This is a genomic window from Sphingorhabdus sp. EL138 (assembly GCF_900258045.1).
In the GTDB taxonomy this organism is placed as follows: Bacteria; Pseudomonadota; Alphaproteobacteria; order Sphingomonadales; family Sphingomonadaceae; genus Parasphingorhabdus.
In genome coordinates this window covers 515,083-536,540 of record NZ_OGVD01000001.1, presented here as the reverse complement: position 1 = coordinate 536,540, position 21,458 = coordinate 515,083, and the positions used below count along the sequence as shown (strand labels likewise).

Genomic DNA, 21,458 nt, shown 5'->3' with positions numbered 1-21,458 from the left:
GGGCAATCGGTTGCGTTTCAAAACCCGTTTAGTCTGCCTTTATTGACAGCAATGTCAACGGACTTTCGCCAAATGGCGGGAATCACAGGAGTATTTCCGTTCGCAACTTAGCCGCGAATCCGTGCCAAAAGGCTTTTCTTCCGTCCGCTGTTACCTGACTTCATCACATTGCGGCGGAACAACGTCACGCTGAAGCGGATGATGATCAGCGTGAACATAGCCTGCCAGATTAACGCCACGCCATGCTGCCAGATATTGTCCATCTGCGCCGCCCGCGCGATCATTGCGAAAGGAGAACTGAACGGAAAAACCACCGCGAACCATTCGATCGGTTCGCCCAATTTGGTCACCGTAAAGGCAGCCAGAAAGAACACTAAGAGCTGCCCCATAGTGACCGGCATGGACAGTGTCTGCACTTCCCGAACCGTGGTTGCCATTGCGCCGATGCCCAAAAATAAAGAACCCAGAAGCAGATAAGCCATGGAGAAATAGAGGACCATCAGGACGCAGAATAACGGCCAGCCCACTGCCGGGGCTGGCAGACTGGGCATGCCGGACAAAATAACCGAAGCGCCGACAAAGCCCAGTGTCGACCAGACTGTAATGCCGACCAATGCCATGCCCAGCATCGCAAACAGCTTGCCGAGGAAGATCGCATCCATAGGAATGGCGGCAGCAAGAATCTCGATAATCTTGTTGGTCTTTTCTTCCACCAGATTGGATAGAACCATGCCGGCCAAGATCATGGTGAGCAGGATAAGGATAATCTGCCCGCCTTGCCCGACCTGTATTTGTGTCCGTTTTTTTGAGCTGCCGGTTGCGGCGACAAAATCGGTTCTGACCTCTACGGGATTGGAGCCTGACAAGGCGGTTTCTGACAGAAGCGCGACTCTACCGCTCCACCGTTTGACATCGCCCTCTGACCCTGTGAGCAGCGGAGCCTCCAACGATCCTGAAATAATCGCAGTGAGAGGTTTGGATGCGGTGTCAAGTTTCGCCCTTATGTCGGGATCCGACGGGTCAGCACCTTCCAGTACCAGCAATTCCGGTATTGCTCCATTGCCCAGACTTTTTGCCAGCGCCATGCGCGCGTCAGCCAGTTTCGCAGCCTCGGTTTCTTCAAGAGCTACGCCGATAACAGGTCTATCGATATCCTGTCGGACCTGCTGGCCCAATCCTCCTGCGGCTATCCCGATGATCAGCGGGAAAAGTGGCCCCAGCAAAAAAAAGAAAAAGGACTTGGAAAAGATAATCGCGGCAAAGTCCCGGCGAGCAATGACAAAAGAGGCACGGACGGTTTCTATCATGCTGATTCTCCTTCCAGAGCGTTATCCTCTTCCATCTTCTTGGCGACCGCTTCCCCCGCGATATGGACAAACGCGTCATGCAGGCCCGGCCGTTCAATGGACAGCGACTGAATGCCGGCGTCGCCTTCTATAAGCGCACGAAGCAGGGGTTCGACACCGCTTTCGGGCAGGGTGAAATGCCAGTTATGGCCCAGTGGTTCGCAATCGTCAGGAATGGCGGTGCGCCAAGGCCCTTCAAGATTGCGAGTTTCCAGATGTACTTGTGGGCGCAGCCTGTCGCGGGCCGTTGATACCTTGCCGGTAAAGGGGATTTTGCCGTTCGCGACAATAGCGATTTCTTCGCATAAACGTTCGGCATGGGCGATAACATGCGTGGAAAAAATGACCGTTACGCCTTTGTCTGCCTGTCCGCGGATCAGGCGTTCCAGCTTACCCTGGTTTAGCGCATCGAGACCGGAAAAAGGCTCATCGAGAATGATCAAGTCCGGTTCGTGAACAATTGTGCCGAGCAATTGAACCGTTTGAGCCATGCCTTTGGACAGTTGGCGGATCTGCTTGTTCGCCGCATCGCCGAGACCATGCTCCTCCATCATCTGGCGACCGCGTTTACGCCCTTCGGCTAGCGGCAAACCGCGCAATGCGCCCATGAAAGCAATGGCGTCATAGGCCTTCATGGATTGATAGAGACCGCGTTCTTCAGGGAGATAGCCGACCTGATGGGCTTTAGTAATCGGATCAGGGGAACGGAGCAAAAAACGTTCGCCTTCATCGGGGTCGATAATGCCGAGCAACATGCGTAGGGTCGTGGTCTTGCCTGCGCCGTTGGGCCCCAATATACCGAAAATGCTCCCTTTCTTGATGGTCAGGTCGATACCATCGACCGCCGTTTCGCCATCGAATCTTTTGACGATATGGTGAGCTTCAATGGCATTATTGGGGGTATTTACTTGTGCGTGGGAAGTCATTTACGGCTTTCCTAATGGGGCGCGGTCGGTGATAGTGAATTGCTATGCCTGATGACAAGTTAAGAATAACCCAAAGCCTGGAAAAAATGGCGCGAGAAGAGGGCTTCGCCGCCTTTGGTATTGCGCCCGCCGCTTTGGCACCAGTCACAGCCAAGCGTTTGCGGGACTGGCTCTCGGGCGGCCAGCATGGCGACATGATCTGGATGGAGAGCCGGGCTGACGAGCGAGCGAGCCCGGAAAATCTCTGGCCGGAGGCGCGCTCGGTGATCATGCTGGGGATGAGCTATGCTCCGGCGCGCGATCCGTTTGCCCTTGAAAAAATACCGGATCGTGGCCGCATATCGGTTTATGCGCAAGGCAAGGATTATCATGATGTGGTCAAAAAAGCACTGAAACGCATCGCGCGTTGGTTGGTGGATCAAGTTGATTGTGAGGTGAAAGTATTCGTCGATACCGCGCCGGTGATGGAAAAACCGCTCGCCGAAGCAGCCGGTCTGGGATGGCAGGGCAAGCATACCAATCTGGTCAGCCAAGGCCATGGCAGCTGGTTATTTCTCGGCGCGATTTATACGACCCTGGAATTAGAAGCCTCGACCGGGGGGCAGGATCGCTGCGGGAGTTGTTCTGCGTGTCAGGATATCTGCCCGACCAATGCCTTTCCGGAGCCTTACCGGCTGGATGCCAAGGCTTGCATTTCCTATCTGACGATCGAGTCCAAAGGCCCTATTCCGCTCCAATATCGCAAGGCCATAGGTAATCATATTTACGGTTGTGACGATTGTCTGGCGGTCTGCCCGTGGAATAAATTTGCCGAATCCGCAGCGGCGAACAAGGCGTTTCTACCTCGCGCCGAATTGGCAGCGCCCGCCCTTGCCGATTTGCTTGCCATGGATGATGCAGGTTTTCGGCAGATATTTTCCGGATCACCGATCAAGCGGTCGGGCCGTAACCGCATGGTTCGCAACAGCCTGATCGCGGCGGGGAATAGTGGAGATGTATCCTTGGTCCCGTCGGTTACGGCTTTGCTGGATGATGAGGATAGCGTAGTGCGGGGATCGGCGATCTGGGCATTGTCGCAGCTTGATTCCACTCAATTCGATCGTGAGAAAGAAGGGCGGATGTCAAAGGAGAGAGATACTGATGTTCTTTTGGAATGGGAATCAGGTCAGCCTAACGCACCCGCAGCGCGTTGACACATGACACGCGGTCCACCTCCGCTCCGTCGCTGCGCCGGGTGTCAATGTGGGTAACCCTGCCCTCACCGCCAGTTTTTTCCGGATAGAGATAAGCATCCAGCACACAGGCACCGCTGGAAAATTGTAGTTTCCTAGCGGGCGGCTCTGCCACATCTGCCTGGGGATTACCGAATAGCCGTTTCAGCTGATTGGCGGTTTTACCCATGACCAGTTCCAGCCCCTGAACATTGCTGAGCGGAGATTCCGCTGCGGTGGGCAAGCTTGTCGGTGTTGTCACCGCGCCGCTGGAAACACAAGCGGACAGGACAGGAACTGTGGATAGAATGATGAGCTTGCGGATCATGTCAGTTGCTTTCTTCCAGAGCAGTTTCACGTTTCTTGTGAACCAGATGCGTAGCCATAGCGGCTCCCAAAACCGGCGCAAGAAAATTGACAAACGGGACCGCAAGCAACAGCGCAGTGGTCAGGCCGAGCCCAAACCGGGTTACCTTGTTGATCCGCCATTTCTCATCCATCTGCGCAAGATCGCCGATATGGCGGGCGGCAACCATATCCTGTAAATCCCGTCCGATCAGGATCGCATTGACCGCAAAAAAAGCAATCGGTGCGCCAATGCCGGTAATCAGCAACATGACATAAATGGGTGATGCCAGGAGATTATAACCGATGGCCCGGCCAACTGATGCTAGCCCCATTTTCAAGCCAAGCATATAGCCTGGCGGTTTAGCCAGTTCTGATCGGGATGGATAGTGCTGCGCCTCAACCGCATCGACGATATCATCGGAAAAAATGTTGAGCACAAAGATCGCAATGACGCGAAAAAGAAATATGGCGGTGAGCGCCGTGATAATCGCCGCAGCTGCCGCCGCCCACCAACCGCCATCATTCAATGCGGTGAGCGACAATATCCACGCGAGCAGAAAATAGGCTCCCACACCGAAAACGGCCAAGAGCAGCAAAGAGATGATGAACACCTTCAAGAGCAGCGACAATATCCTCCGGTCCGATAGCTGGCCGATGGAGAGAAGAAAGGCGTCAATCATCCCAAACCCATGTCATGAAATTACTCTTCGGGTCAATTCTGCTTGAACCGTTAGCGGCTTGCCCTTAACGGACAGCGCTTATCTGCTCGCCATATAAGGACATGTTTATGACCACCGAAGCCCGTTACGATATTGTTGCCGTTGGTAATGCCATTGTTGATGTGATTGCGCAGGCAGACGATGCGTTTCTGGAGGAGGAGCAGCTCAACAAGGGTTCCATGACGCTGATTGATGCAGAGCGGGCGACACAGCTTTATCGCGACATGGGCGTGGCGCGCGAAATCAGTGGCGGTTCCGGTTCGAATACACTGGCCGGAGCATCAACGCTTGGTCGGCAATGTGCGTTGATTGCGCAGGTTGCAGATGATCAGCTCGGTGAAGTCTTCACGCATGATATCCGCGCCACCGGCATTGATTTCGATGTACCGCCGCTCGGCAAGGAACCGCCGACAGCACGCTGTCTGATCCTGGTGACGCCCGATGCGCAGCGCACCATGAACACTTTTTTGGGCGCTTCCCAGTTTTTGCCCCCTGCGTCTGTCGATGCCGATCTGATTGCCAGCGGTGCAATCCTCTATCTTGAGGGCTATTTGTGGGATGCCGACGAGCCTAAAGCGGCAATGGCTCTGGCCATTGATCTCGCCCGCAAAAATGATCGCAAGGTAGCATTCACGCTTTCGGACGGTTTTTGCATCGAACGGCATCGGGATGATTTCACGCGTCTGATCAAAGACGGCATGATCGATATTCTTTTCGCCAATGAGGCAGAAATCAAATCACTATGCGAAACCGAGGACTTTGATGCTGCTGTGGCACAAACCGCTGCTCAGGTTGAAACTTTGATTGTGACGCGCAGCGAAAAGGGCGCAATCGCAGTTCAGAATGCAGAGACCTTTGCAGTGGGAGCCGAACCAGTTGAAAAGATTGTCGATACGACAGGGGCCGGTGATTTGTTCGCCGCCGGTTTCCTCAGCGGTTATATTGAGGAGCGCTCGATGGAAGATTGCCTGACCATCGGTGCGATCGCCGCAGCAGAGGTGATTTCCCACTACGGTGCACGGCCCGAGGCGGATTTGCGGGAATTGGTGAAACAGCGCCTGGGCTAAATCGGCAGGCTGTTGACCACTTAACTCTTCATCTTGAACAGTGCGCGGTCTTCCGGCCCGAACCCCCATTTCCAGATGACCCAGGCATAGCTGCCCAAAATCATCGGGATACCGATGATCAACTCTGCCCATTCCGGCAGATAAGTGGCGAGATAGCCCACAGCGGTAGCAGCCATAACGGCAATGATGAGCGACCAGCGCCATCCATTGACCGGCGCTTTGAGCAGTTTTGACAGGAAGATGGCTTTGACGATCGAAGCATAAGCCAGCGCGACCATCAGCGCCGCAGCGACCGAGGCTGCTTGAAATAGCGGCGGCCAGCCCAGTCTCATGCAAATCTGAATGAATGCAACGCTGAGCGCGGCCTGTAATAACAACATCGATAGCGAGATGAGCAGATTGCGATGACGCGCGATATAGACGAGCGCTGCTTCGCTAACCACGGCTGTTGCTGCAACCGCCTCGGCCGCCAAGAGAAATGCCAGCGCGCCGGTACCGCCAACGAAATTGGGGCCGACCAAGCCCATCACGGCTTCGCCGGGAATGGCGAGTGCCAGTGCGATTCCGGCTTGTGCGGCGATGATCCAGAAGCCGACCTGGCTGACCTGATTGGCGATAGCCTTCATATTGCCCGCCTCCAGATTGCGGGTAATGACGGGTCCCAATATCGGGTCAAAACTGGTTTTAAGCTTCTGTGGCAGGCTCGCGACCTGCTGTGCGATATAGTAGATGCCGACAATGGCAGGAGAGGCAAAAAGGCCGAGAATGGCAAGGTCCAGACGCCGCGATCCCCATTCGGCGGCATCGGCGGCAGCAAGCGGCATATTGCGTCGTGCCAGCTTGGCGATAGCGATCGGTTTGGGCCGCCAACCCCATGGCAGGCCGTAGCTTTTGAACAAGGGCCAGAGCGATGCGAGCAAGGCCGCAATCATCGATACAACATAGGAGAGAATCAAACCGTCGCGCAGCGAGTAGTAGGAGAACAGAAAGGCGGCGATGCTGATCGTCCAGGGCTCCACTATGGACCGGGCACGGACAGTCGAAGCGATGTCATAGCGATAGGCCAAGGCGGCAAGCGCAATATCTGCACCTGCAATGGTGAAGATCACGAGCGGTAAAAATCGGTCGAGGCCGTTAATTTCACTGTTCGGAAACATGATTTGAGGCACCAGGATCAGCAGCACCGCCGCCAACATCGATGCGAATAGACTAACCAGCAGTCCATCCCAAACAACGTGAACATGCGGACGTTTCGTGCGGCTAAGTTGCTCGGCCAACCCGCGCTTCAAACCGAGGGTCGCCAGCTGCGCTGCAAATTCCACGATCAATATGGCGTAAGCAAAGCGGCCCAAGGCTTCCGCCCCGTATATCCTTCCGGCGATGAACAAGAAGGGCAACCGGGCCGCTAACCGCAGTAAGAACCCGAAAACATTGGTCCGACCACCTTTGGCTAGCGCCGCGATATCTTCTTTACCATCTTGCTCGCCTGACGCTGCGGAAGGTGCGCCATCGGCGGCTGATTCCTTGCCCGTCATCGGCTCTGATGACGTGCCGGAAGATGCGCCTGATGATTCCGGGCTGGTCAAAAAACAAATCTCCGGCTGGTAAAGCTATTCAAAAAATGCGGGTTAAAATGCAAAGACGGGCTTTACCCCACTCAACCGGGCTTGTCATCTTTTGTACTAGCGCTGCTCTGAGACCAGAGGACGGCGCATCAGTTGAGCAACGATGGATTTTGAATCGGTTTCGCCAGCAAGCAAGGCACAAACCGCATCGACAATCGGCATATCAATACCTCGCGCTTTTGCATCACGTTGCAGCACCGCCGCGGTAAAGGCGCCTTCTGCAACGGTTGCGCGGTCTGATAAAAGTACCTTTGCAGACTGCCCCCTGCCCAATCCTTTGCCCAGCGAGAAATTGCGCGAACTATCGGATGAGCAAGTCAGGACGAGATCGCCCAGGCCACAAAGGCCAGACAGGGTTTCTGCACGTGCACCGCGCGCCGCGCCATAGCGGAGCATTTCGGCAAAGCCGCGACTGATAATCGACGCGCGGGCATTTTGACCGAGGCCGGCGCCCTCGACCACGCCGCAACCAATAGCGAGGACGTTTTTCACCGCCCCGCCAATTTCCGCACCGGCTATATCGTCCGAATAATAGGGACGGAAAGAAGGTTTGGAGATCAGCGGATTGAGCCTGCCCCAAAGCACTTCGCTATCGCAGGCCAGCGTCAAGGCAGTTGGCAGTCCCTGGGCGACTTCATGGGCAAATGTCGGTCCGGATAAAACTGCCAGCGGGTTATCTGGCCGAATATCCTGAACAACCTCGCTCATCAATTGCCGGGTCGCCTCTTCAATACCTTTGCTGCACAGGACCAGGGCGGCTTTGCTATCGGGTAGATCCATTAGACTGGCCCGTAAGTGCTGAGCAGGCGTAACGATCAGCAAGGCCTCGCAAGACGCAAGTTCGCCCATATTTTTTGTGGCGCGAATATTCTGCCGCAGCGGATAGCCGGCCAGGAAGGTCTGATTCTCTTGGCTTTCGTTGATCTGTGCGACTACTTCGGGCTCGCGCGCCCAAAGCAACAGCTCATCCTGCCCTTCCGATAGCACCTGCGCGAGCGCAGTGCCCCATGCGCCGGCCCCGATTACACCGATTCTCGCTTGGGCTTTGGTCATGCTTTCACACCTGCCCCGCGCGCTTTTTCGGCGGTCGGATCGAGTGGCCAGCGGGGGCGGGCAACAAAATCAAGCGGATCGATTAAACCTGCCGCGAAACGCTCGGCGCCCGCCCAGGCGATCATGGCCGCATTGTCGGTGCATAGCCATGAGGGAGGCGCAGTAAATTGCATGCCATGATCCGTTGCCAATTGCTCCAGCATCGCCCGAATAGGCCCGTTGGCCGCAACGCCGCCGGCAACCACCAGATGGGCGACTCTTCCATGGTCGTCTATCGCCTTTTCCAGCCGGTCTTGCAGGCAATCAACCGTCGCTTGCTGGAACGCAGCAGCAATATCTTCCGGCCGGTGCTCACCGCTTTGATGGGCTCTGACCACCGCGCTCTTGAGCCCTGCAAAAGAGAAATGCGGTTCTTTCGATCCTTTGAGTGGGCGAGGCAGCGGCACCGCTTCTGCATCACCGGTTTTGGCTAGCGCTTCGACCTTCGGTCCGCCGGGATAGCCGAGACCCAATATTTTTGCGGTCTTGTCAAAGGCTTCACCCGCTGCATCATCAATTGTTGTGGCCAGTCGGCGATATTGCCCGACGCCATCCACGCGCAAAATCTGGCAATGCCCGCCCGAAGCCAGCAGCAGCAAATAGGGGAAGTCGAGATCAGCATTGGCGAGGCGCGGCGAAAGCGCATGCCCTTCAAGATGATTGACCGCCACCAGCGGTTTATCAGCTGCCATTGCCAGCGCTTTGCCGGTGACCAATCCGACCATCACACCGCCAATCAGTCCTGGTCCGGCGGTCGCTGCGACTGCATCGACTTTATCCAGCGTCAGACCGGTTTCGGCAAGTGCTGCGTCGATTAGCGGCGTTATGATCTCCGCATGGGCGCGGGCAGCAATCTCCGGCACCACACCGCCAAAGGGAGCGTGCGCCTCTTCCTGACCCGCCAGTTTATGGGCTAAAATCTCCCGATCTGACGTGACCAATGCCGCCGCTGTCTCATCGCAGCTTGATTCAATGCCCAAAATTATACTCATATTCCTTTTACTTAAGCCATGGTGGGATTAGGACAAGGGCCATGACGGGTGACGGTGATAGCAAACAAGAAAAATTGGCGGGCATTGATCGGCCTTTGCGGATAGGCACGCGCCAATCTCCGCTTGCCATGGCGCAGGCCGAAATGGCGGCTGCCGCGATATTGTCAGCGCATGGCTGGCGGCCCGACCAGGTTGAGCTGGTGCCCATGGTGGCAAGTGGCGACAAGATACAGGATCGCGCACTGGCAGAACTTGGGGGCAAAGCGCTGTGGACCAAGGAACTCGACCGGGCGCTACATGACGGAGATATTGATTGCGCCGTTCACAGCATGAAAGATGTCGAAACCGTGCGGCCAGACGTTTTCATCATCGCGGCGATGATGGAGCGGGCGGATACCCACGACAGACTGATTGGTGCGAGATCTATCGACGATCTACCGCAAGCTGCGATCGTCGGTACCGCTTCTCCGCGGCGCAAGGCCCAATTGCTGCGGCATCGTAGCGATCTTGATATCCGGCTTATTCGCGGCAATGTTCAGACGAGGCTGCAGAAAATTCAAGATGGTGAGTATCACGCCACTTTGTTGGCTGCCGCTGGCCTGAATCGTTTGGACATGGATGACATCGGCATTGATATATCTCCGGATGTAATGCTGCCAGCACCGGCTCAAGGTGCGATAGGCATCGAAACATTATCCGATTCCAGCCATTTGCGCCGTGTTCTCAAAGAAATATCCTGCTCAAACACATCACGCGCGGTGACGACAGAACGGTCGTTCCTGAAAGAACTGACTGCCGATTGTCATAGTCCGGTTGCAGCCTCAGCGACTGTTGACGGTATGAGAATCCATCTTCGGTCAGAAATATTGCTGCCTGACGGCAGTGAGTGCATCAGCGGAGAATCCGAGTTTGATGCAGGAGACGTTGCGGCTCCGGCACGGCTAGCGCGTAAGCTGTTGGGGCAGGCCAGTACAGAATTGAAAAATATTTTTGGTCGATGACGAGTTCGCTTATTATTCTGCGACCGATTGAGGGTGCTCGCGAAACCGCCGAGAAGGCCGAAAAAATGGGTTTGTCGACCATTGTCGATCCACTATTTGAAATCGAACCAATAGTCTGGGAGGCACCGCTGGCTTCCCAGTTTGATGCCTTGATGCTGACAAGCGCCAATGCGGTCAAATATGCTGGCTCTGCGCTCGAGAAATACAGGAAATTACCCGTACTGGCTGTGGGAAAAGCAACCGCCCGGGTCGCTCGGCAGTCCGGTCTGGATGTCGCGGAAATCGGAGAGGGCGGCGCGGAAGAGCTGCTGGAGTCACTTCCCTCCGATCGGTACCGGAAAATCCTGCGCCTGACCGGTAAGGATCACGTCAAAACAACGATTTCCGGGCGTGAGCTCGTCCTGCGCCGTGTCTATCAGGCCCGTGCCATGCCATTAGGGGAAAAGGCACGTGCAGCGCTAAGGCAGGGTCACGTGGTTTTGCTCTATTCCGTCCGCGCCGCAAATATGCTGAATCAGGAGCTGGATCGTCTTGGCATCGATCGGTCGGCGAATGATATCGCAGCTCTATCACCCAATATCGCCGAGGCCGCCGGAGACGGGTGGAAAACCGTGCAGGCTGCGAAGCGACCCACGGACGATGCTTTACTGTCTCTGGCTGGGCGACTATGTCTGCGTTGAGCATAATATCTGATATTGGCGGTTGGCGCAGAATGCGCTGGCAGGATGTAGGAAAATTGAATGAGCCGGGACTATGAAAAAATCGCTTCGTCAGGGGGGAAAAGCAATTTGACTCGCAATGTTCTGGTGCTGATGGTCGTTGCGTTTGTCGGCGGGGCAATTCTCACCGGTTGGGTTTTTTCACGCTACAACCCTTTTGAGACCGGCACGGAAAGTGCTGTTGCAGCAACCGGAGCCAAGACCGCTCCGGCGGCGGTTGCTGACGACCCTGCCTCGGCATTGGCGAAACGGATTGATGCGGACGGAACGGTATTACCGCCGCCACCGGTAAAACCCGTGCCAACAGAAATTCCCGCACTGACGCCCGACAAAGAGCGGGCGTTGGCGGTGCGGGTTGCAGACCTTGAAGACCGGCTGTCGCGGATCAATGTTCAAGCACAGGCAGCGTCTGGCAACGCGGCGCGGGCAGAGGGTTTGTTGATTGCTTTTGCCGCTCGCCGGGCGCTCGACCGCGGGTCCCCGCTCGGTTATATTGAATCGCAGCTTCGTCTGCGCTTTGGTGATGCCCAGCCAAAGGCGGTAACAACAATTGTGAATGCATCCCGTGAGCCAGTGACTCTGGAAGAGTTGGCGACAGGTCTTGATGATATCGGCCCGTCTTTGACCAGCGGTTCCAGCGGCGAAGGGTTTTGGACGGATTTCAAGCGGGAAATGTCCGAACTGTTCGTGATCCGCCGTGATGGAACGCCGTCTCCGGTGCCACAGCAACGACTCATCCGTGCGAAGCGTTATGTAGAAAACGGTAATATCGATGCTGCGATTGCAGAGATCGAAAAATTGCCGGGCACAGACAATGGTGATGAGCTGACCAGTCAATGGATGGAAAAAGCACGGCGTTATAATGAAGCGCGCCGGGCGTTGGATGTCATAGAAACGGCAGCGATACTGGAACCGCAGCAGCTGCGCACCGCAGAAGGAGAAAGGGTTGATCAACCTTCTCCGCTAGCACCAGTAACTCCAATACCAGCGCCCTGAGCGCTTATTCGGGCGGCAGGAACAAGTCTGCGAGCGTCTGCGGCACCCGCACCGGTCTGCCGCTTTTCTGATCAATAATGGCCCAGTTGGTTTTGGCAGATACCTTCAACTTGCCATCTGCTCCTGCAAAACTGACATTACGCCAGAAACGCGCGCCTTTGGGCGGGTCTGAAATCCAGGTGCGACCCGTTACCTTTTCGCCAGCTACGACGTTGCCACGATAGTCAATTTCATGTCTGGTTACGACCCAGATGTAGCGCTCAATATATTCCGGCGGTGCAACGGCCTGCCAATGCGCCGTCGCGAGTTCCTGGATCCAGCGAACCCAAACCGCGTTATTGACGTGACCCAGCTCGTCAATATCCTCCGGTTGGGCTACGATCTCTAGCCGATGCTCGGTCATTTCTCTGCTTCTGTCATACCCATCTGCCACAAGATAAACGCAAACTCCTCTGCGACTTCCTCAATCCGGTTCCAACGCCCCGATTTGCCGCCATGGCCCGCCCCCATATTGGTTTTGAGCAGCAGTATATTGTCATCCGTTTTGGCTGTGCGCAATTTTGCGGTCCATTTGGCAGGCTCCCAATAGGTCACGCGCGGGTCGTTAAGGCCGCCGGTGATAAGCATCGGTGGATAGTCCTGCGCGCTGACCTGATCATAGGGGGAATAGCTGCGGATATATTCAAAGGCCGCCTTGTCAGTGATCGGATTGCCCCATTCCGGCCATTCACCGGGTGTGAGCGGCAGGCTTTCATCCAGCATGGTGTTAAGCACGTCAACAAAAGGCACATGGGCCACAACTGCGCCCCATAGAGCTGGATCACTATTGACAACCGCGCCCATCAGCTCGCCACCGGCAGAGCCACCCGAGGCGCTAATCCGCCCCTTGGTGGTATAGCCTTTATCTGCCAGTCCTCTGGCAACATCGACAAAATCGTTGAACGTATTGGTCCTCTGCATCAGCTTGCCCTGCAGATACCAGTCGCGCCCCAGATCGTCACCGCCGCGGATATGCGCGATGGCATAGATGAATCCGCGGTCGACCAGGGACAGTCTTGTGGTGGAAAAGCTTGGCGGCACGGCGTAGCCATAGGCCCCATAAGCATAGAGGTGCAGTGGCGCGCTGCCGTCCAGTTTTGTGCCGTTCTTATAAACCAGTGATACCGGAACCATCGCGCCGTCTCGTGCCCTTATGGTGAGACGCTCGGTAGTATATTGAGCGGCATCGTAGCCGGAAGGAATTTCCTGCACCTTCAGTGTTGCAAGTTTTTTGTCGGCAAGCGTGTAGTCATACACTGTATCCGGTGTGACCATCGATTCGTAGCTCAGCCTGAGCTTTGCCACATCATATTCCGGATTGTCATCTAACCCGGCATTGTAGCTTGCCTCGGGAAAAGCGATACGCTCCACCTTTGTTGGATCGGTGTATGAGCGCATCTCTACCTGATCGAGACCGTTTTCGCGGCCTTCGGTGACATAGAAATCCTTAAAGGCGGTCATATCGGTCAGGTAAAACTCGTCTGACCCGGCGATCAGTGTCGTCCATTCGCCAGGATTATCGAGCGAAGCAGTCGCCAGCCGGAAATTCACATGATCATCATTGGTGAGAATATAAAGCGTTCCGTCATGCTCCTCGACGGAATATTCACGCCCTTTTTGGCGCGGTGAAATCAGAATCTGCTCCGCGGTCGGATTGTCGGTCGGCACCAATCGCACTTCGCTGGTTTCATTATCACCAGTGGCGATGACGATAAAATTCTCCGATTGGGTCAGGCCGATGCCAACGGTAAAGCCGTCCTGCTCCTCTTTGTAGAGTTCCAGATCATCCTTGATGTCGGTGCCCAGAACATGCAGCCGGGCATTGTCGGTGCGCCAGTTTTCATTGGCCAAGCCATAGAGCAGGCTTTTGGAATCAGCCGACCAGACAAGGCTGGATAGAGTCCCGGAAATGACGTCAGGCAATTCTTCCCCGGTCGCCAGCACACGAAAATGCACGTCAAACCGTTCCGATCCATTATCATCATAGGAATAGGCAAGCAGTTTGCCATCTGGAGACACGGAAAATGCGCCAAGGCGGAAATATTCTTTCCCTTCCGCCAGTGCATTTTCATCCAGGATAAGAATGTCATCACCGCCAGCAGCAGGTTTGCGATACCATTTCTTATATTGTGCGCCTTGGTCAAAGGCGGTCCAGTAGATCCAGTCGCCGTCCTTTTGCGGGACCGAACTTTCGTCTTCCTTGATCCGCGCTTTCATTTCCTTGAACAGCTCGCTGGTCAGCGCTTTCTGGCCGGCCATATTCTGTTCAAACCACTTATTCTCCTCTTTCAGATAATCGAGCACATCTTCGTCATCGATCTTCGGATAGCTTTGGTCTTTGAGCCAGTGATAGGGATCGCTGATCGTATAGCCATGGCGTTCGTAACTATGGGGTCGCTGCTCGGCGACAGGTGGTTTTTCCATTTTCTTTGTCATGGTCTCTTCTGTTGTTGGAGATTCAGCGAAAGCGGGAGCAGCAGCCAGATTGGCGGCAAGCAGGAGGGGGAATAATATCTGTTTCATAACGCCTCTCATCTGTGAAATCGGTGGCGGAAATCGTCTAAAACACCTATGTGTTTGGTAAGTCACTAATTCAAGGAGTTTCGCAGCCGATGTTGATGTCCACTTATGAAGCGCGGCTTGCCGCCCTGCGCGAGCAAATGGCCAAAGATAATCTTGATGGCTTTGTCATCCCGATTTGTGACGAGCATATGAGCGAATATGTCGGCGACTATGCCCAGCGTTTGTCCTGGCTCACGGGTTTTGGCGGCTCCGCGGGTTCTGCGGTCGTGCTGAAGGACAAAGCTGCGATTTTTGTGGATGGACGCTATACTATTCAGGTGCGTGATCAGGTCGATGGCAATCTTTATGAATATGTAGGCACCGCGGATAAAAGCGTCATTGACTGGTTGGGCGAAAATGCGCCGGAAGGCTCATCGATTGGCTATGACGCATGGCTGCATACGCAGGATTGGGCGAAATCGGCCAAGGCTAAGCTGGCAAAGAACGGTGCCAAGCTTCTCGCCGTAAAGCCCAACCCTATTGACGCAGTCTGGGAAGATCAGCCAGAGCCATCGCTCGCCAAGCTTGATGTTCAGCCTGATGAATTTGCCGGGAAAAGCGCGGCGGACAAGCGTGCAGATATTGCCGTCTGGTTGAAAGAGGAAGGTCTGGATGCAACCGTCATCGCTGCGCTCGATTCGGTCGCTTGGGCATTTAATATTCGTGGGAAGGATATTAACAATACCCCGGTCCCGCGTGGTTATGCGATTGTCAAAGCGGATGGCAATGCAGAGTTGTTTGTTGCGCCAGAAAAATTGACGGATGAGGTCAGGGTGCATCTGGGTAACGCGGTTGCACTCCGCGACTATAGCGAGTTTCCTGATGCATTGACGGAATATGGCGGCAAGAAGCTCGGCGTCGATCCGGAGCGATCGGTAGCCGCGATATTTGAGCAGCTGGAAGGCGCTGGCGCTCATATCGTCAAAAAGCGCGATCCGACCATATTGGCCAAAGCGATTAAGAACGAAACCGAAGTCAACGGCCACAAAGCAGCTCAGGCTCGCGATGGCGCGGCGCTCAGTCAATTTCTGCACTGGTTTGCACAGGAAGCGCCGAAAGGTGGTCATGACGAACTGTCGGTCGCAGCCAAACTCGCAGAATTTCGCGGAAAATCCGACAAGTTGATGGATCTGTCCTTCCGTACAATTTCCGGTGCAGGGCCCAATGGAGCGCTTTGTCATTATAGCGTGAACGAGGAAACCAATCGCAAGATTGAAACCGGTACACTCTATCTGGTCGATAGCGGTGGGCAATATCGCGATGGTACGACCGATGTGACGCGAACTATAGCGGTCGGTGAACCTACGGCGGAAATGATCAAGCGCTATACGCAGGTGCTGCAAGGGCATATCGCGCTGGCAAAGGCGGTCTTCCCCAAAGGCACCACGGGCGGGCAGCTCGACATATTGGCGCGGCAATATCTTTGGGCCGATGGCGTCGATTATGCCCATGGCACAGGCCATGGGGTAGGTGCCTATCTGTCGGTGCACGAAGGACCACAACGGATCGCTGCTTTTGGTGGATTTGCCGAACCCTTGGTTGCAGGCATGATCTGCTCCAATGAACCGGGTTATTACAAGGATGATGCTTTTGGTATTCGGATTGAAAACCTGATCCTTGTCGAAGAGCGGGAAGTCGCTGGGGCAGAACAGGACATGCTGGGTTTTGAAACATTGACATTTGCGCCGCTCGACCGGCGGCTGATTGATGTCGCTATGTTGTCCGACAGCCAGCGCCAATGGGTTGACGATTATCATGCGCAAGTGCTGGATATTATCGGACCGCAGGTCGAAGGCGATGCGCATGATTGGCTCAAGGAGCAATGCGCGCGTCTTTAATCTACCGCTTTAAACTATATGCTGACGTGCTTCGTATTTAGAGCGGAGCGCCAATATCAACGGACAAATTTCTTCATGACAACAGATACTAACGACCCGCGCGCCGGCTTTCGCCTGATCACTCCTGTCCGTGTGCGCTATGCCGAGGCGGACATGCAGGGCATTGTGTTTAACGCAAACTACCTCGCTTTTGCTGATATCGGCGTAACCGAATATTTTCGCGAGCTCGTCGGCGCCACGGGCAATGAAGATTCGCCTGGCAGGTTTCTGGAGCTATTTGGCGGAGATAACTGGGTGCGCCATGCTGAAGTTGATTTCCGGGCGCCCGCCAAGGCCGATGATCTGATCGATGTTTGCCTTCGTATCACCCGATTCGGCCGGACCAGCTATTCCGCCGTCGCCCATATTGTGCGGGAAAATACATTGCTGAATGTCGTCAAGCTGACCTATGTCTGGTTTGACCCGGCGACAGAAGAGGTTACCCCCGTGGCACAAAGTTTCATTGATGCAGTAACAGATTTTGAGATTATCGAACCGGAACGGGCAGCCGTTACTGTCTAGCGATCCGCCATCTGGGCCTTTACTCGGGATCAGCCGATTTCAAATCCTTGGCCTGTGTTTTGCGCCGCCGCAAATTGGCTCGCAATTGTTCCGCAAGGCGATCGGCTTTCTCGACCTCCTTGCGACGCTTTTCTGACTTGGGCTGTGGCTTAGGCATAGATAATATTTGCCAGCGAAACAGGAAAATTGCAACTGCGCTTGACAAGTCCTTAACCCTTTCGCCATAGGCGCGGGGCCTGAAGCAGATGGCTTCTCGCAATAAAATCAGTGCTGCTGTAGCTCAGTGGTAGAGCGCGTCATTGGTAATGACGAGGTCGGGAGTTCAATTCTCCCTAGCAGCACCATTTTTCTTTCCGGTTTAAAGTTTCTCCGGCGATACCGGCGAATAGCACAATTAATCCCTAAGTTTGCGTAGCTTAGCTGCCGCTGGTTGTATGAACCTGGGTCCAGAGACCATTTGTCACCCACTGTTTCGATGCAGATAACCGATTTATCTCCATGCCCCGAAAAGCGGATCCCAGATGCACTTTTGATAAATGAGTGATTTTGACCTTATTCACACCCAAACAAGGTGCGTTGTTCTTGCCAATCGAGCGGGATCTTTCCGGCGCGCAAAAAGCGTCTTCCGGTCAAATCGACATGCTGGGAACCTTGAACAATTGCTTTGATGATATCTGGCGCTAGATAACTCAGTCTAGCAAGCTTCAGTAAATGCCGCCGGGAATAGTCCAAAACTAACGGCGATGCCACGCCGTCGATCAAATAGTCTCGTGCTGCAAATGCATTTGCAACCAACCTTAGTAGCACTGGATCGGGTTCGTGTTTAGCAGGACCATTATCAGGTGCCACTGCCAAACGAAGGTTAGATCCTTTGCGAACCAGCTTCGCTTTAGCTGAAATCATGACCACCTCCTGCCGGTCAGCCAATCTCAAGCTGATCTTCACAACATCGTCGTTTACCCGGACTTTTGCTTTATGTGTGAGCAGGAACTTCCTTCGTTCAAGCATATTCATGGATGGCAGAGCTTCAGTGGTTTTGCTGTATTGTGCGAGCAACTTTTGATCCTGTGAACTATCGGTCGCTCGCTCCAAAAGTTTTGTCACCAGGTTTCTGGCAATCGCCTTGACAACGGTGTTCTCCAATTCGCCAGCGGGTAGATGCCAAGCCGAAGTCTTGTCCTCCAATGGCTTGAGACGCGTGGAATAATATCGATAACATTTTGAACCTTTGTTCGCCTGGGAGGGTGACATGGGACGTCCGTCGAGGTCTGTGATCATGCCGGTCAGCAGGCTGGGATTGCGTGTTCTTTTTCCAAGTGACTTGTCCCGGCGATTGCGTTTGAAGACTGCTTGTGCCCTTTCAAACAGTTCCTCTTCGATAATCGCTTCATGCTCGCCGTTATAAATTTTACCTTTGTGGCGTATCTTTCCAATATAGATCGGATTGTGCAGCATCAGCGTCAGCGCACCCGTTCTAATGTGATTACCACCCAGAATTTTTCCGCTCGATAGAACGCGTCTTCGTGTTCTGAAGTTCCGTCTGGCAAGATCATCCACAAGTTTTGGAACGGATTTGAGTTCTATGTAACGCTTGAAGATATATCGAACCTCTTCAGCCTCACCTTCCTGGATCAGCAGCTTACGATCTTCAACCTTAAACCCATGTGGGACAGCGCCACCCATCCACATGCCCTTCTTCTTCGATGCTGCAATCTTGTCACGAAATAGCTCACCGGTTACTTCGCGTTCAAACTGCGCGAAGGAGAGCAGGACGTTAAGTGTCAGTCGTCCCATGCTAGTTGTGGTGTTGAAAGATTGGGTCACACTTACAAACGAAGCGTCATTCTCATCCAGTATCTCAACGATCTTGGCGAAGTCAGCTAATGCACGGGTAAGCCGGTCAACCCTGTAAACCACGATGACGTCGATCTTGCCGGCTTTCACATCATTAAGCAGCTGAGCTAGAGCGGGACGTTCCATATTGCCGCCAGACCAACCACCGTCATCATACTGTTCTACAACTGATTCCCATCCTTCGCTGGCTTGGCTCAATATATAGGCTGCACAAGCCTCGCGTTGAGCATCGAGACTGTTGAAGTTTTGCTCCAAACCGTCCTCGGTTGATTTGCGAGTGTAGATCGCGCAGCGCTTGCGTTTTACTTGTTCAACCATTTTTGAGCGCCTTTGGTTTGTATCCGCTTCGCTTCTTCAACCCGAAGAAACGAGGGCCAGACCAATGCGCGCCGGTTATCTCCCTCGCGATATGGCTGAGGCTTGCATAATGACGCCCCTCAAACTCAAATCCATCATCGCAAACGAGGACGTGATAGCTTTTGCCATTCCAAGATCTGACCAGTCTTGTTCCGGTCTTGAGAGAGATTGCATGCATATGACCAGCTTTGCCGGTTCGTTCAATGCGCTTGCGAAGCCGTTTGATCTCACGTTTGGTAGCACCAGTAAGGCTCCCATGTACGCGTTCCTGCAAGCGGTTAGCGATCCCGCGTCTGAGCAGGTCCGGTCCGATATCGGGTGCAGGCGACTTAAAGATATCCCGCCATACAGATCGCAATTGGGCAGGGGGCATGGCCATAAGTTCCGCCAACCGATCGTCGAGCACGGTCATGCTGCACCTTTGACATCTTTATCACTTGGATTTTGCGTGATGCGATAGGCAGTACTATCTTCGCCGCGCTGTTCGCGTGTGAGCACATAGCCCTTTTTGCGCAGGCCGGTCAGGAACGCACGAACGCTATGCTGTTGCCAGTTTGTTGCCTTGCAAATCTCGTCGAGAGTAGCGCCTTTCGATCTGTACAGCAGAGTTATAACCTTCGCGGACTTGGTTTGTGTTTTTGATGGCATTGAGGATCTCCAGCTTGGCACTGGATGTTCCAGCGCTTCCACTGACCTGAGCCGCGGATCGCTACTACGAGCGGGCGGCGTGTCGAATCTTGTGATGGCGATATCAACACCAATGCTCGAACAAACCCCGAAGTCCAGTCGTTTATCTGCGAAATTGTGAAAGCTGCATGTGGACTTTTATGCGGTGTCGAGCATGGGTTGGGACATGATTAACTTGGATGAATTCGAACCGATAAAGGCGCGATCGGGCTTGTTCGCTCTGATAACGGCCGGCCTGGAAGATGCTCATGAATTGGCTGTGCAAGGCCAACGGACTAAGGTGGATCGTTCTGAAGTGTTGAAGATACTAGAGAGAATAGTCGATCAAACTAATCAGATAGAAATCCTGCTGATGGCAATCGGCGCTCTTGAAGAATGACGGCTTTGCGCCCCAATCTAAGACGTAGGTCTACAAATTCTTAGTCTCGGAAAGCGGACATTCAGACGCGGAACAAACTCGGCGCTTTTCCGGTCCATTGCTTGAATGCGCGGCGGAAGTTTGTCGTTTCGCTATATCCCAGCCGAACGGCAATCTGGTCGATATTCATACCTGTGTTTTGTAGATAATCGAGAGCCAGGTTTTTCCTCACGTCATCCTGAACACGCCTGAACGATGTATCCAACTCGTCAAGCTTGCGGCGCAAGGTTCTGGAACTCATTGCGAGCATGGATGCAATTTCTTCCATGTCCGGCATCTCACCGGGATTGCGCAGCAACTCTCTTCTGATCGTCAGGATGAAATCATCTTCGCCGCGGTATCTTTTGACCATTTGTTCGGCTAGCTGGAGGCAGATTTTGGCGCTGGCGGGGTCAGACGTGCGCAGCGGCTGGTCGGTTGGTGCCCTAGTCCAAAGGATGTTGCCCGGTTGTTCATAGTGAACAGGGCAATCGAAATATTCGTCATATCTACGCGCATAGACCGGCTTAGGATAGGAAAGATGAATTTCCAGTGGGCGCAGAGGTTCAGCCAGATATTCGGAAGACACCCGCCAGATACCGACAATATTCTCCTCGACGCAAAAAGGTATCAGCCGATCAGCCGGGTAGATGGGGTCCATCTGAATTCGCTGCCGGCCATCTTCAATTCTGGATTCGGAATGCATCAGGCTGGGTGCAGCCTGATAATATTTGGGGCCTATCTGGGCCGCTTCTTTTTCCGTCGCACTGCTCATAATCGCATAGCCGAGCGCGCCCCATGTGCCGACGGTTTCCGCGTCCCCTACCTTCAAACCTAGCCACGGAATCGGGGACAATCGCAGTGCGACATCGATCAGGGCAAACATTTCATGAAAGGTCAGCAGAGCTTCACCATCGGAAATTTTTTCATCACCGAAATCGAGTTTTTTGAAAATGTCAGATTTTTCGATTCCCTGACCCTGAAGAATATCGAATATCAGATTGGCAATCTGGTTGGACAATACCGATCGATCAAAAATGTCTGGCCTATTGTCCAATGCGCCTGTCCGAAAATGATCCCTAATTGTCCCCTGCTAACCTGTGGGCACCTATAAATCCAGC

The 21,458-nt window shown here is 54.1% G+C and carries 22 protein-coding genes and 1 tRNA gene; 9 read left to right on the top strand and 14 right to left on the bottom strand.

The window, feature by feature from the left end; genetic code table 11:
- Positions 1–107: 107 nt before the first annotated feature.
- Both DK507_RS02600 and DK507_RS02595 read right to left on the bottom strand, forming a co-directional pair.
- Positions 108–1,307 carry an ABC transporter permease gene (locus DK507_RS02600; protein ID WP_109354580.1) on the bottom strand — a complete coding sequence of 400 codons (1,200 nt, stop codon included), beginning with the start codon at positions 1,305–1,307 and terminating at the stop codon, positions 108–110.
- On the bottom strand, positions 1,304–2,272 hold the full coding sequence (locus tag DK507_RS02595; protein ID WP_109354579.1) for an ABC transporter ATP-binding protein: 969 nt from the start codon (positions 2,270–2,272) through the stop codon (positions 1,304–1,306). The genes DK507_RS02600 and DK507_RS02595 overlap by 4 nt, the downstream gene beginning before the upstream one ends.
- A 44-nt stretch (positions 2,273–2,316) precedes the next feature.
- Here DK507_RS02595 and queG point away from each other — a divergent pair, with 44 nt between their 5' ends.
- The gene (gene queG / locus DK507_RS02590) at positions 2,317–3,465 is read left to right on the top strand and encodes a tRNA epoxyqueuosine(34) reductase QueG (RefSeq protein WP_109354578.1); all 1,149 of its coding nucleotides are present in this window, start codon (positions 2,317–2,319) and stop codon (positions 3,463–3,465) included.
- On the opposite strand, the gene DK507_RS02585 is transcribed toward queG, so the two are convergent.
- Both DK507_RS02585 and DK507_RS02580 read right to left on the bottom strand, forming a co-directional pair.
- Complete coding sequence (locus tag DK507_RS02585) at positions 3,443–3,811, bottom strand: hypothetical protein (RefSeq protein WP_109354574.1); 369 nt, start codon at positions 3,809–3,811, stop codon at positions 3,443–3,445. The genes queG and DK507_RS02585 overlap by 23 nt on opposite strands.
- A gap of 1 nt (position 3,812) precedes the next feature.
- A complete protein-coding gene (locus tag DK507_RS02580; RefSeq protein ID WP_109354572.1) occupies positions 3,813–4,511 on the bottom strand; it encodes an EI24 domain-containing protein in 699 nt (232 codons plus the stop codon).
- A 107-nt stretch (positions 4,512–4,618) separates the two neighbouring features.
- On the opposite strand from DK507_RS02580, the gene DK507_RS02575 reads away from it, so the two are divergent.
- Positions 4,619–5,617, top strand: a complete 999-nt coding sequence (locus tag DK507_RS02575) for an adenosine kinase (RefSeq protein ID WP_109354570.1) — start codon at positions 4,619–4,621, stop codon at positions 5,615–5,617.
- 20 nt (positions 5,618–5,637) lie between these two features.
- On the opposite strand, the gene DK507_RS02570 is transcribed toward DK507_RS02575, so the two are convergent.
- The 3 genes from DK507_RS02570 to tsaD all read right to left on the bottom strand — a co-directional run bounded on the left by DK507_RS02570 (position 5,638) and on the right by tsaD (position 9,326).
- Positions 5,638–7,152, bottom strand: a complete 1,515-nt coding sequence (locus tag DK507_RS02570; protein ID WP_109354853.1) for a lipopolysaccharide biosynthesis protein — start codon at positions 7,150–7,152, stop codon at positions 5,638–5,640.
- Between the two features lie 147 nt (positions 7,153–7,299).
- Positions 7,300–8,295: an NAD(P)H-dependent glycerol-3-phosphate dehydrogenase gene (locus tag DK507_RS02565; protein WP_109354569.1), complete on the bottom strand. Its 996-nt coding sequence runs from the start codon at positions 8,293–8,295 to the stop codon at positions 7,300–7,302.
- A complete protein-coding gene (gene tsaD, locus DK507_RS02560; RefSeq protein WP_109354568.1) occupies positions 8,292–9,326 on the bottom strand; it encodes a tRNA (adenosine(37)-N6)-threonylcarbamoyltransferase complex transferase subunit TsaD in 1,035 nt (344 codons plus the stop codon). The genes DK507_RS02565 and tsaD overlap by 4 nt, the downstream gene beginning before the upstream one ends.
- Before the next feature lie 41 nt (positions 9,327–9,367).
- Here tsaD and hemC point away from each other — a divergent pair, with 41 nt between their 5' ends.
- The 3 genes from hemC to DK507_RS02545 are packed head-to-tail and all read left to right on the top strand — an operon-like array spanning position 9,368 to position 12,042.
- Positions 9,368–10,327 (top strand): hydroxymethylbilane synthase, encoded by a 960-nt coding sequence (gene hemC, locus DK507_RS02555; protein ID WP_109354567.1) that lies wholly within the window; start codon positions 9,368–9,370, stop codon positions 10,325–10,327.
- The gene (locus tag DK507_RS02550) at positions 10,324–11,007 is read left to right on the top strand and encodes a uroporphyrinogen-III synthase (protein ID WP_109354566.1); all 684 of its coding nucleotides are present in this window, start codon (positions 10,324–10,326) and stop codon (positions 11,005–11,007) included. Before hemC ends, DK507_RS02550 begins: the two co-directional genes overlap by 4 nt.
- 60 nt (positions 11,008–11,067) lie before the next feature.
- Positions 11,068–12,042: a mitofilin family membrane protein gene (locus DK507_RS02545; protein ID WP_254054229.1), complete on the top strand. Its 975-nt coding sequence runs from the start codon at positions 11,068–11,070 to the stop codon at positions 12,040–12,042.
- Positions 12,043–12,046: 4 nt separating this feature from the next.
- Here DK507_RS02545 and DK507_RS02540 read toward each other — a convergent pair whose 3' ends face one another.
- Together DK507_RS02540 and DK507_RS02535 are read right to left on the bottom strand one after the other, a co-directional pair.
- Entirely contained in the window at positions 12,047–12,445 is a 399-nt protein-coding gene (locus DK507_RS02540; RefSeq protein WP_109354565.1) for a thioesterase family protein, read from the bottom strand.
- Positions 12,442–14,517 (bottom strand): S9 family peptidase, encoded by a 2,076-nt coding sequence (locus DK507_RS02535; RefSeq protein WP_109354851.1) that lies wholly within the window; start codon positions 14,515–14,517, stop codon positions 12,442–12,444. The genes DK507_RS02540 and DK507_RS02535 overlap by 4 nt, the downstream gene beginning before the upstream one ends.
- Positions 14,518–14,699: 182 nt before the next feature.
- Here DK507_RS02535 and DK507_RS02530 point away from each other — a divergent pair, with 182 nt between their 5' ends.
- The gene (locus DK507_RS02530; RefSeq protein WP_109354850.1) at positions 14,700–16,481 is read left to right on the top strand and encodes an aminopeptidase P family protein; all 1,782 of its coding nucleotides are present in this window, start codon (positions 14,700–14,702) and stop codon (positions 16,479–16,481) included.
- A 75-nt stretch (positions 16,482–16,556) separates the two neighbouring features.
- Positions 16,557–17,042 (top strand): thioesterase family protein, encoded by a 486-nt coding sequence (locus DK507_RS02525; protein WP_162558853.1) that lies wholly within the window; start codon positions 16,557–16,559, stop codon positions 17,040–17,042.
- A 19-nt stretch (positions 17,043–17,061) separates the two neighbouring features.
- Here the strand turns inward: DK507_RS02525 and DK507_RS17920 are convergent, their stop codons facing one another.
- A complete protein-coding gene (locus DK507_RS17920; RefSeq protein WP_174209012.1) occupies positions 17,062–17,199 on the bottom strand; it encodes a hypothetical protein in 138 nt (45 codons plus the stop codon).
- Positions 17,200–17,311: 112 nt separating this feature from the next.
- Here DK507_RS17920 and DK507_RS02520 point away from each other — a divergent pair.
- Positions 17,312–17,386, top strand: a tRNA-Thr gene (locus tag DK507_RS02520).
- 208 nt (positions 17,387–17,594) lie between these two features.
- Here DK507_RS02520 and DK507_RS02515 read toward each other — a convergent pair.
- From DK507_RS02515 to DK507_RS02505, 3 genes are read right to left on the bottom strand one after another with little or no spacing between them, the layout of a single operon-like run.
- On the bottom strand, positions 17,595–19,214 hold the full coding sequence (locus DK507_RS02515; protein WP_109354560.1) for a recombinase family protein: 1,620 nt from the start codon (positions 19,212–19,214) through the stop codon (positions 17,595–17,597).
- Positions 19,207–19,665 carry a DUF2924 domain-containing protein gene (locus DK507_RS02510; RefSeq protein ID WP_109354558.1) on the bottom strand — a complete coding sequence of 153 codons (459 nt, stop codon included), beginning with the start codon at positions 19,663–19,665 and terminating at the stop codon, positions 19,207–19,209. Before DK507_RS02510 ends, DK507_RS02515 begins: the two co-directional genes overlap by 8 nt.
- Positions 19,662–19,901 (bottom strand): DUF3489 domain-containing protein, encoded by a 240-nt coding sequence (locus DK507_RS02505; protein ID WP_109354554.1) that lies wholly within the window; start codon positions 19,899–19,901, stop codon positions 19,662–19,664. The genes DK507_RS02510 and DK507_RS02505 overlap by 4 nt, the downstream gene beginning before the upstream one ends.
- Before the next feature lie 214 nt (positions 19,902–20,115).
- Here DK507_RS02505 and DK507_RS02500 point away from each other — a divergent pair, with 214 nt between their 5' ends.
- The gene (locus DK507_RS02500) at positions 20,116–20,319 is read left to right on the top strand and encodes a hypothetical protein (RefSeq protein WP_162558852.1); all 204 of its coding nucleotides are present in this window, start codon (positions 20,116–20,118) and stop codon (positions 20,317–20,319) included.
- A gap of 61 nt (positions 20,320–20,380) precedes the next feature.
- On the opposite strand, the gene DK507_RS02495 is transcribed toward DK507_RS02500, so the two are convergent.
- Positions 20,381–21,394, bottom strand: coding sequence for an AraC family transcriptional regulator (locus tag DK507_RS02495; RefSeq protein ID WP_109354552.1), 1,014 nt, complete (start codon positions 21,392–21,394; stop codon positions 20,381–20,383).
- Positions 21,395–21,458: the final 64 nt, after the last annotated feature.

What these genes read in the sequence shown, in the direction of transcription:
- DK507_RS02585 (WP_109354574.1), bottom strand. Translation starts at nt 3,811, where the DNA reads ATGATCCGCAAGCTCATCATTCTATCCACAGTTCCTGTCCTGTCCGCT.
- DK507_RS02600 (WP_109354580.1), bottom strand. Translation starts at nt 1,307, where the DNA reads ATGATAGAAACCGTCCGTGCCTCTTTTGTCATTGCTCGCCGGGACTTT.
- DK507_RS02515 (WP_109354560.1), bottom strand. Translation starts at nt 19,214, where the DNA reads ATGGTTGAACAAGTAAAACGCAAGCGCTGCGCGATCTACACTCGCAAA.
- DK507_RS02540 (WP_109354565.1), bottom strand. Translation starts at nt 12,445, where the DNA reads ATGACCGAGCATCGGCTAGAGATCGTAGCCCAACCGGAGGATATTGAC.
- DK507_RS02510 (WP_109354558.1), bottom strand. Translation starts at nt 19,665, where the DNA reads ATGACCGTGCTCGACGATCGGTTGGCGGAACTTATGGCCATGCCCCCT.
- DK507_RS02530 (WP_109354850.1), top strand. Translation starts at nt 14,700, where the DNA reads ATGTCCACTTATGAAGCGCGGCTTGCCGCCCTGCGCGAGCAAATGGCC.
- DK507_RS02535 (WP_109354851.1), bottom strand. Translation starts at nt 14,517, where the DNA reads ATGACAAAGAAAATGGAAAAACCACCTGTCGCCGAGCAGCGACCCCAT.
- DK507_RS02565 (WP_109354569.1), bottom strand. Translation starts at nt 8,295, where the DNA reads ATGACCAAAGCCCAAGCGAGAATCGGTGTAATCGGGGCCGGCGCATGG.
- queG (WP_109354578.1), top strand. Translation starts at nt 2,317, where the DNA reads ATGCCTGATGACAAGTTAAGAATAACCCAAAGCCTGGAAAAAATGGCG.
- DK507_RS02545 (WP_254054229.1), top strand. Translation starts at nt 11,068, where the DNA reads ATGAGCCGGGACTATGAAAAAATCGCTTCGTCAGGGGGGAAAAGCAAT.
- tsaD (WP_109354568.1), bottom strand. Translation starts at nt 9,326, where the DNA reads ATGAGTATAATTTTGGGCATTGAATCAAGCTGCGATGAGACAGCGGCG.
- DK507_RS02595 (WP_109354579.1), bottom strand. Translation starts at nt 2,272, where the DNA reads ATGACTTCCCACGCACAAGTAAATACCCCCAATAATGCCATTGAAGCT.
- DK507_RS17920 (WP_174209012.1), bottom strand. Translation starts at nt 17,199, where the DNA reads ATGCCTAAGCCACAGCCCAAGTCAGAAAAGCGTCGCAAGGAGGTCGAG.
- hemC (WP_109354567.1), top strand. Translation starts at nt 9,368, where the DNA reads ATGACGGGTGACGGTGATAGCAAACAAGAAAAATTGGCGGGCATTGAT.
- DK507_RS02570 (WP_109354853.1), bottom strand. Translation starts at nt 7,152, where the DNA reads ATGACGGGCAAGGAATCAGCCGCCGATGGCGCACCTTCCGCAGCGTCA.
- DK507_RS02525 (WP_162558853.1), top strand. Translation starts at nt 16,557, where the DNA reads ATGACAACAGATACTAACGACCCGCGCGCCGGCTTTCGCCTGATCACT.
- DK507_RS02575 (WP_109354570.1), top strand. Translation starts at nt 4,619, where the DNA reads ATGACCACCGAAGCCCGTTACGATATTGTTGCCGTTGGTAATGCCATT.
- DK507_RS02550 (WP_109354566.1), top strand. Translation starts at nt 10,324, where the DNA reads ATGACGAGTTCGCTTATTATTCTGCGACCGATTGAGGGTGCTCGCGAA.
- DK507_RS02505 (WP_109354554.1), bottom strand. Translation starts at nt 19,901, where the DNA reads ATGCCATCAAAAACACAAACCAAGTCCGCGAAGGTTATAACTCTGCTG.
- DK507_RS02580 (WP_109354572.1), bottom strand. Translation starts at nt 4,511, where the DNA reads ATGATTGACGCCTTTCTTCTCTCCATCGGCCAGCTATCGGACCGGAGG.